The organism is Zavarzinia sp., assembly GCF_041650655.1.
GTDB lineage: Bacteria > Pseudomonadota > Alphaproteobacteria > Zavarziniales > Zavarziniaceae > Zavarzinia.
The window spans coordinates 45,185-53,507 of record NZ_JBAZKR010000018.1; the positions used below are offsets into that span (position 1 = coordinate 45,185).

10 protein-coding genes are annotated in these 8,323 nt (G+C 67.3%); 1 reads left to right on the plus strand and 9 read right to left on the minus strand.

The window, feature by feature from the left end; all coding sequences use genetic code 11:
* Positions 1 to 3: 3 nt before the first annotated feature.
* On the plus strand, positions 4 to 390 hold the full coding sequence (locus tag WC493_RS06075; RefSeq protein WP_373063581.1) for a carboxymuconolactone decarboxylase family protein: 387 nt from the start codon (positions 4 to 6) through the stop codon (positions 388 to 390).
* An 80-nt stretch (positions 391 to 470) separates the two neighbouring features.
* On the opposite strand, the gene WC493_RS06080 is transcribed toward WC493_RS06075, so the two are convergent.
* From WC493_RS06080 to WC493_RS06120, 9 genes are all read right to left on the minus strand, one after another.
* Positions 471 to 1,289, minus strand: a complete 819-nt coding sequence (locus WC493_RS06080; RefSeq protein ID WP_373063583.1) for an alpha/beta fold hydrolase — start codon at positions 1,287 to 1,289, stop codon at positions 471 to 473.
* Positions 1,290 to 1,306: 17 nt separating this feature from the next.
* On the minus strand, positions 1,307 to 1,711 hold the full coding sequence (locus tag WC493_RS06085; protein ID WP_373063585.1) for a RidA family protein: 405 nt from the start codon (positions 1,709 to 1,711) through the stop codon (positions 1,307 to 1,309).
* Between the two features lie 11 nt (positions 1,712 to 1,722).
* Positions 1,723 to 3,072 carry an LLM class flavin-dependent oxidoreductase gene (locus tag WC493_RS06090; protein WP_373063587.1) on the minus strand — a complete coding sequence of 450 codons (1,350 nt, stop codon included), beginning with the start codon at positions 3,070 to 3,072 and terminating at the stop codon, positions 1,723 to 1,725.
* Between the two features lie 31 nt (positions 3,073 to 3,103).
* Positions 3,104 to 3,577 carry a nuclear transport factor 2 family protein gene (locus tag WC493_RS06095; RefSeq protein ID WP_373063589.1) on the minus strand — a complete coding sequence of 158 codons (474 nt, stop codon included), beginning with the start codon at positions 3,575 to 3,577 and terminating at the stop codon, positions 3,104 to 3,106.
* Complete coding sequence (locus tag WC493_RS06100; RefSeq protein ID WP_373063591.1) at positions 3,577 to 4,836, minus strand: Rieske 2Fe-2S domain-containing protein; 1,260 nt, start codon at positions 4,834 to 4,836, stop codon at positions 3,577 to 3,579. The genes WC493_RS06095 and WC493_RS06100 overlap by 1 nt, the downstream gene beginning before the upstream one ends.
* A gap of 5 nt (positions 4,837 to 4,841) precedes the next feature.
* Entirely contained in the window at positions 4,842 to 6,206 is a 1,365-nt protein-coding gene (locus WC493_RS06105) for an amidohydrolase family protein (RefSeq protein WP_373063593.1), read from the minus strand.
* 22 nt (positions 6,207 to 6,228) lie between these two features.
* Complete coding sequence (locus tag WC493_RS06110) at positions 6,229 to 7,062, minus strand: alpha/beta fold hydrolase (RefSeq protein WP_373063595.1); 834 nt, start codon at positions 7,060 to 7,062, stop codon at positions 6,229 to 6,231.
* Positions 7,063 to 7,068: 6 nt separating this feature from the next.
* The gene (locus tag WC493_RS06115) at positions 7,069 to 8,007 is read right to left on the minus strand and encodes an ABC transporter substrate-binding protein (protein WP_373063597.1); all 939 of its coding nucleotides are present in this window, start codon (positions 8,005 to 8,007) and stop codon (positions 7,069 to 7,071) included.
* Positions 8,008 to 8,047: 40 nt separating this feature from the next.
* Positions 8,048 to 8,323 (minus strand): ABC transporter permease (locus WC493_RS06120; protein WP_373063599.1); only part of this gene is annotated, 276 nt, incomplete at its 5' end.

Here is an 8,323-nt window from a genome sequence, read left to right on the forward strand (position 1 = left end):
ACGATGGACGATGAACTGCGCGAGCGCGGCATGGCGGTACGCCGGGCGGTGCTGGGCGACGACTATGTCGACCGGGCGCTGGCCGGGGCCGACGACTTCTCCAAGCCGTTTCAGGATGTCGTCGGCGAATATTGCTGGGGTCTGTGCTGGACCGACGAGAGCCTGGACCGCAAGCAGCGCAGCCTGTTGAACCTCGGCATGACCGCCGCCCTCGGCCGGATGCACGAGTTCGAGATCCACTTCAAGGGCGCGTTGCGCAACGGCCTGACCGATGACGAATTGCGCGCCGCGCTGATCCAGATCGCCGTCTATTGCGGCATCCCTGCCGGTGTCGAGGCCTTCCGGACGGCGCGCAAGGCGCGGGCCGATTTCGCCGCGGAACAGGATTGATCTGGGCCTCGGCGCGGACGTACAGGGTCGCGTCCTGAAGGCGGGCCGGGGCGGGCACCATGGCCGCCCCGGCCTCGCAATCAGGCCAGGCCGGCCAGGAAGGGTTCGAGCACGGCGTCGAAACGCTCCGGCTGCTCGAAATAGGGGGCGTGGCCGGCACCCTCGACCAGGGCGAGTTCCGGGCCCTTCAGCAACGTCCGGCATTCCTCGCCGACCGAGAGGGGAACCGCCTTGTCCAGGGCGCCCCAGATCAGCAGGAGCTTTTCCGGCGGATAGAGGGCGGCGAGCTTCTCCGCCACATAATCCTTCTCGATCCCGTCGACCAGATAATTGCCGAGGCGGACGAAGCTCTCGTTGGCGCCGGGCGAGGTGTTGATGCGCCATTCCTCCTCGATCAGCTCGGGCGTGACCAGGGCGGGATCGGCGATGACGAATTGCAGCTTGCCGGTGATTTCGGCGATCGAGGTCGCTTTCACGTTCCGCTGGATGCCGCGGGCGGTCTCGATCGCCATGGGCGCGATGCCGAGGGCGCCGATCAGGCCGAGGCCGGGCACGCGCGCAGGCGCCAGGGTCGCGGCATAGGCGGCGATATGGCCGCCCAGGGACGTGCCGACCAGGATCGCGGTCTCGATCTCCAGCGCATCGAGCAGGGCCAGCAGATAGCGCGCCAGGGCCGGCACGTCGGCCGGGCCGCCGGCCCCCTTCTGCGCCAGGCCGTGACCCGGCAGGTCATAGGTGATGGCGCGGAAGCCCTTGTTGCCGTAACGGGCCACGGTCTCGGCGAAACGGTCGCAGCGCGCGCCCAGGCCATGGACGAAGACGACCGCCGGCCCCTTGCCGCATTCGATGACACGGGTGACGACGCCCTCGACCGCGAGGGGATAGGTGATGCTGCGCATGGAAACGGGTCCTCTGGTCACTGACGGATGGGGGCGATTCTGGCGATCGCCTCGATTTCGATCCGCGCGCCTGGATGCACCAGGGCGCTCACTTCGACCAGGGTGCTGGCCGGCTTCGCGCGCCGGAACCAGGCCTGGCGGATCGGATTGATGGCGACGCGGTCGCCGATATGGGTGAGAAAGATCGTGACCTTGGCGATCTCGGCGATCGAGCTGCCGGCCGCGTCCAGCACCAGGGCGAGCTGGCGGAACACTTCCTCCGCCTGGGCGGCGGGATTGTCGCCGCCGACCAGGGCGCCCGACGCATCGACCGGGATCACGCCGGAGGCGAAGACCCAGCCATCCTGCACCACCGCGTCGCAATAGTGGGAGACCGGCGCCCCCTTGCCGGCGACCATGATCTCGCGGCGTTCCATCGTCATTTCTCCATCCTTCAGGCGCGCATTTCAGCGGGGGGCGCCCAGCGCGACGCGGGACGCGGCAGGCCCAGGTGGTCGCGCAGGGTGTCGCCCTCGTAGCGGGTGCGGAACAGGCCGCGGCGCTGCAATTCCGGCACCACCATGTCGACGAAATCCTCGACCCCGCCGGGGATCGTCGCCGGCATCAGGTTGAAGCCGTCGGCGGCGCCGGCGCGGAAGCGTTCCTCCATCTGGTCGGCGATATCGGCCGCGGTGCCGCAGACCATCCAGTGGCCCCGGGCACCGACGGCGTGGCGCGCCAGCTCGGCCAGCGTCATGCCCTTGGTTCGGGTCGCCTGCTGCAGGATTTTCAATTGGGTCGAGCCGAAATTGGTGGTCAGGTCCTGGGGCAGGGTTTCGTCCAGCCGGTAACGCGACAGGTCGACATCGCGCCCGACCAGCATCTGCAGGAAGGCGACGGCCAGGGTCGGATCGAGCAGGGATTGCAATGCGCCGAACTTGTCTTCCGCTTCCGCCCGCGTGCGGCCGACGAAGGCGAGGAGCCCGGGCATGATCTTCAGGGCGTCGGGCGCGCGGCCGGCGGCGACCAGGCGGTTGCGGAGGTCGTCGGCGAAGGCGACCGCTTCCGTCAGGTCGCCCTGCACGCTGTAGACCATGTCGGCGGTGCGGGCGGCCAGGGCCCGCCCCGCCTCGGAGCCGCCGGCCTGTACCACTACCGGCCTTCCCTGGGGCGAGGGGCCGACGTTGAGCGGCCCGCGCACGGCGAAATGCTTGCCCCGGTGGTCCAGCACATGGATGCCGGAAGGGTCCATGAAGCGGCCGGAAGCGCGGTCGATCAGATAGGCGTCCGGGTCGTAGCTGTCCCACAGGCCGAGGGCGACATCGCAGAATTCCGCCGCCCGCTCGTAACGCTCCGCGTGCGGCGGCAGGTCGTCATGGCCGAAGTTGCGCGCCTCGCCCCGGCTGACCCCGGTGACGAAATTGCAGCCCATGCGTCCGCCCGAAATATGGTCGATCGAAAGCACGCGCCGGGCCACATAATAGGGATGGTCGTAGGTCGTGTTCTGGGTGATCACCAGGCCGATCTTCTCGGTCCCGGCGGCGATCGCGGCCGCCGTGGTGGCCGGCTCGATGAAGGCCATGCGGTCGGTCCGGGCCAGGATCTCCGGCGGCATGTCGGGTACCGCCGCCGAATCCGCCAGGAAGAAGACGTCGAACAACCCGCGCTCGGCGGTCTTCGCCACCTTCAGCAATTCCGCGAAGGGCGGCTGCGCTGCCGGCCGCGTCCCCGGGTGGCGCCAGGAGGCGATGTGATGCCCGGTGTTCAGCACGAAGAGGCCGAGGTGCATCCGGCGATCGGACATGGCGGTTCCTTGTCGGGGCTGCGGGGTGGGGTCAGATCGGCGTCGCCAGCAGGGAGAGCACGGCGCCCGTATCGGTGATCACCTTCTTGCCCCGGAATTGCAGGCCGGTTTCGCCGCGCACCACATGGTCGTGATAGCAGCCGACGCTGAACAGCACGGTCACGCCCTCGGGGTTGGTCTGGAACAGCGAGTAATTCGTGGTGACCCGGAACGAGCCGTCGTCCTCCATCTCGATCCGCGGCAGGGAGAGGATGTGCCTGTCGGTATGGAGATTGTAGATATTGGCGTTCCGGAGCGAGACGATGCGGTCCCGCATCATGTTCTTGTTCTCGCACAGCATGAGCGGCAGCGGCAGGCCGAGCGCCACATTCTCGCGCGAGACGATCTCGTAGCGCGCATCCTCGGTGAAGAGGTCGAGCCATTCCTCGAGCCGGTCCTCGTCGATCAGGCGGCAATGGGTCTCGAGCAGGGCTTCGATCTCGAAGATCCTTTCGCGCACCAACATCACGCCGCCTTTCCGGGTTCGATACCCATGAGTTCGCAGTAGTAGAGCCAGAATCCGCGCATCGGCACGTCGGTGATCAGGGTCGCCTGGTCGGTGACCGGGCCGCGGCCGCCGAATTCGACGATGGCATGTTCATTCTCGCTGCCCAGGATCGCCTCGTGGACGATCCGGATCGCCTCGCCGTCCTCCATCGAGACGAGGCCGGCGGGGCCGACCAGGTTCGACATGCGAAGCCGGTGGGCATCCATCTCGGCGGAATCGTCGGCGTAACCATAGAAGGTCCAGAAGATCTCGAATTCGCCGGCCGACTTGGTGCGGATCTGGCGAACGGCCAGCGTATTGCCGATCTGCTGGAAGATGCAGTTGGGGAAGATCGAGGCGATGGTCAGGTTGTAATCGTCCGGATATTCCTTGCGGTATTGCAGCAGCGTCGGGTCCTTGAGCTGAAGCTTGGTGTCGCCCCGCTCGGTCCCGGCATAGCCGTCGTCTTCGGCGAATTGGCCCATCTGCTGGGCCGCCCAGGACATGTTGTGACGGCCGCGCTTGTCCAGCTTGGCGCCGCCTGTCTGGTTCAGGCGGGCGATGCCGAAGGTGATCTGGAACATGTGCAGCAGGCCGCCATGGTTGGGGTCGCGCAGATTGTCGGTATAGAGTTTCCAGTTGCCGAAGACGCGCTGGCGCTGATAGCCGAGGATCTTGATCGGCCGGTTGAACTGGCGCCGCAACTGGTCGGCGAAGGGCTTGTCGAGATAGTCTTCGAGGGGTTCGATCTCATCGGCGAAGGTGCCGAAGATGACGCCGTTCAGGATCGCCACCCTGAGCGGGCGAAGGCCGTGCTCCTTGCGCTCGAAATCCTCGGGCAGGCCGCCCTTTCCGTCGATGCCGCGCTGGAACGGCACGCCGGTCAGCCGGCCTTCCAGGTTGTAACACCATTGGTGATAGCAGCAGATGTGCGCGCGGGCGTTGCCGCAGGTCTGGCGCTGCACGATGGCGCCGCGATGGGCGCAGCGATTGACGAAGGCGTGGACCTGGCCCTTGCGGTCGCGGTTCAGGATCACCGGCGTATCGCCGACCGCGATGGTGCGGAAATCGCCGCCGTTCGGAATCTCGGCTTCGAGCCCCAGGTAGTTCCACACCGGCCCCTGGAAGACGCGTTCCTGTTCCAGGGCATAGACCTCGGGGTTCGTGTACATGCCGTAGGGGATGCGGGTGCAATCCGCCGCGGGCCAGCGATAGAGGCTCTGGACGTCGGTCGTCATCGCGGTCACTCCGCCGCTGTCTGCAGTTCGAGGGGCTGCCGGGCCAGGCCGGCGGTATAGTCGCGGGTATAGAGACGGTTCCACATGCCCTGGGCCAGCTCGCTCGGATGGCGGCCGGGCTGGGGTTGCGGCGTCGTGTCGACCACTTCGCCGCCGAGGCGGAGTTCGACGAAATGGCTCGGGTCCTGGAGGATCGAAAGGTCCTCGATCGGGCTTGCGTCCAGGACCAGGAAATCCGCCATATGACCTTCCTTCAAGGTGCCCACGGGGGCGCCGCGGAGATAGGGGGCCGGGTTGGCGGTGGCGGTCAGCAGTGCCTCGCCGGGCGTGAGACCCAGGAGATCGCGCGAAATCTCGAGTTCGCGTGCCGCCCAGTCGCCGTAGAGGGTGACGGCGAAGCCGCTCTCCGAGCCGTTGATCAGGCGGACGCCGGCCTGGAAGGCTTCGGCGATGCAGATCCGGGCGGAGGCCAGTTCCTTCCGCTGGATGTTCGGCCACCAGGAATAGGAAGGGTCCTGCGGCTGCGCGAACTCGATGTTGTTCACCAGCATCAGCAGGGACGGACTGATGGCGCAGCCGGTATCGAGGCAGGCGCGGATCGTCTCGCCGTCGATGCGCGAGGCGTGATAGATGATGTCGGCGCCATGCTTGGCCGCGTAATAGGCGGCTTCTCGGCCGCGGGCATGGATACCGACGCGGCGGCCCAGGCGCTTTGCCTCGCGGATCATGGCCTTGGTCTCGTCCTCGTCGAAGGCGGCATAGAGACCGTGCTTGCGGTCGCCCATGATGCCGTCGAGGGCGAATTTGATCATGTCGACGCCGTCCTTGGCCTGACGGCGGATCTCGAGGATCGTCTCCTCGCGCGACTTGACCAGGATGCCGGTCGAGACGTCGGGGGCGCCGATCCAGCTCGGGTAATAGTCGTAGAGGCCCTGGTGCGTGGTCAGCGCCCTGCCCGCCGCCGTGATGCGCGGGCCCTTGTAGAGGCCGCAGTCGATGGCGTCGCGCACCGAGGGCGAGACCAGGCCGGAACAGGCCGGATCAATGATCGAGGTGAAGCCCCAGCGCAGCATACTCTGCGCCGCATGGAGGGCGCGGATCGCGCGGAATTCCATGGTGGCATAGAGGTCGAGATCCTCCTCGCCCAGCGCGCGGCCGTAGGAAATGTGGACATGGCCGTCGATCAGGCCGGGCATGACGAAGCGGTTGCCGTGATCGATCACGGCGTCGCCGGCCTGCGGCGGCGGCGCCTCTGCAGTCGGCCCGACATAGGTCAGCTTGGCACCGGCGAAGACCAGGGTCTGGTCCTTGTCGGGAAAGGCGGAAGTGGCCGTGAACAGGGTGCCGCAGCGGACGAAAGTATGGCTCATCTTTTCCGTTACTCCTGAATGATCAGTCCGCGATCACGGCATCGAGGACGGCAAGAAGGGATGCTGTCCGCTCCCAGGTTACATTGTGGCCGCAACGGCCGAAGACGACGAGGTCGGCATCCGGCCGGAGGGTGGTGAAGGCAAGCGCGGCCTCGGCCAGGGGCACGGCGCGGTCGTCCCGGCCGTGGATCACGGTGATCGGGCAGGCGATCGCCGCGGCTTCCGCCGGCGTCACCGCGGCCGCCTCGATCGCGCCGGCGGGATCGGCCAGCATGGCGGTGAAATGGGCGGCCTCGCCCGGGGCGGCGAAGGCGGCGAAGCGCGCCTCGACCAGGGCGGGGGCGGGTGGGGCGCCGCTCGCCGTCATCGGCGCCATGGCGGCGGCGAGATCGGCCGGCGTCTTAGGTGCCGTCCAGAAGCGGCGGAGCGCCTCGGGCACCGCGAAGGGGCGGAGCGGCGAGCCGATCGAGACGACGGCGGAAAGGGCATTCCGGCCGGCGGCCTTGAAGGCGAGGGCACCGCCGATCGAATTGCCGATCAACACGGTACCGGGACCCGTGCGGGCCAGCACGGCGTCGATCTGCTCGCCCCACAGGGCGACGTCGAAATAGGGGGCTTCGGGCTTTTGGTCGGAGGCGCCGAAGCCGATCAGGTCCAGGACATGGACCTCGGCCCGGGCCGCCAGCGGTTCCATCACGGCGCCGAAATTGGCCGCACCCATGGTGCCGGGGCCGATGCCGTGCACCAGCACGACGGGGCGGCCGCGGCCCTTGGTACGGGAACGGGCGATCACGCCCCCGACGCCGTCCTGGTGCAGGCGCCAGCCGTTTGCATCTTGTCGGGCGTCGGGGGTCATGACGGATTACTTCAGCTCGATCGCGTAGTCTTCGACCGGCAATTCCTTGTCGATCAGGCCGGCTTCGAGCAGGAACTTGCCGTAGGCGACATAGCGGGCCTTGTCGAGCGCCATCGGGTCGCGCGCGAAGGCCGGCTGGGTGTCCATCCAGGCGGTGTGGTTCAGGTCGTTGTCGAGGTCGGGATGGGCCTTGGCGAAGGCCGTCCAGGTCTCGGTCGGATGGGCCAGGAGGTAGTCCGTGCCCTTCTTCAGGGCTTCGAGGAATTTCTTGATCTTGGGATCGTGGGCATGGTCCTTCTGGGCCAGGATGATCAGCTCGTCATAGGCCGGTACGCCGTTCTCTTCGGGGAAGAAGAGCACGGGGGTGAGCCCCTTCTCGCGCAGCTCCGTCGCCTCGAAGGTACGATAGGCGCCGATCACGCCGTCGACCTGATGGGACATCAGGGCGGTGACGAGCTGGAAGTTGACGTTCACCATGGTGACGTCGTCCAGCGCCAGGCCGGCGTTGCGCAGCATGGTGCCGAGGGTCGCTTCCTCGACGCCGCTGACCGAATAGCCGATCTTCTTGCCCTTGAAATCGGCCATGGTCTTGATGCCGCTGTCGGACAGGGTGGCGACCGAGTTCAGCGGCTGCGACACCAGGGTGCCGACGCGGACCACCGGCAGGCCCTGCTTGGCCAGCAGATAGAGCTGCGGCTGGTAGCTCAGCGCGATATCGGCCTGATTGGCGGCGAGCAGGCGGGGCGGCGTCGAAGGATCGGCCGGCGGCACGATCTCGACCTCGAGGCCCGCTTCCTTGAAGGCGCCGATCTGTTCGGCGACCAGGATCGGCGCATGGTCCGGGTTGATGAACCAGTCCAGCAGGACGGTCACCTTCTCGGCGGCATAGGCCGACTGCACCATCATGACGGCGGCGATGGTCCCGACAACGATACGTTTCAGCATGGATACTCCCCTTACGATGGACTGAGGCCTTACGATGGATTCAGGCGGACTTGGCGCTGTCGGGCACCCAGTAGAGGACCCGGCGCAGGACGACATCGACGGCCTGCCAGAGCAGCACGGCCATCAGGGCGAGAACGAAGAGGGCGGCGAAGCAGACGTCGGTCTGCACCCGCGCGTTGGCGTTCAGCATCACGTAGCCGAGGCCGCCCGAAGAGCCGACCCATTCGCCGACCACGGCGCCGATCGGGGCCACGGCGGCGGCGACGCGCAGGCCCGAACCGAAGGCGGGTAGCGCCGCCATCAGGCGGACGTGGCG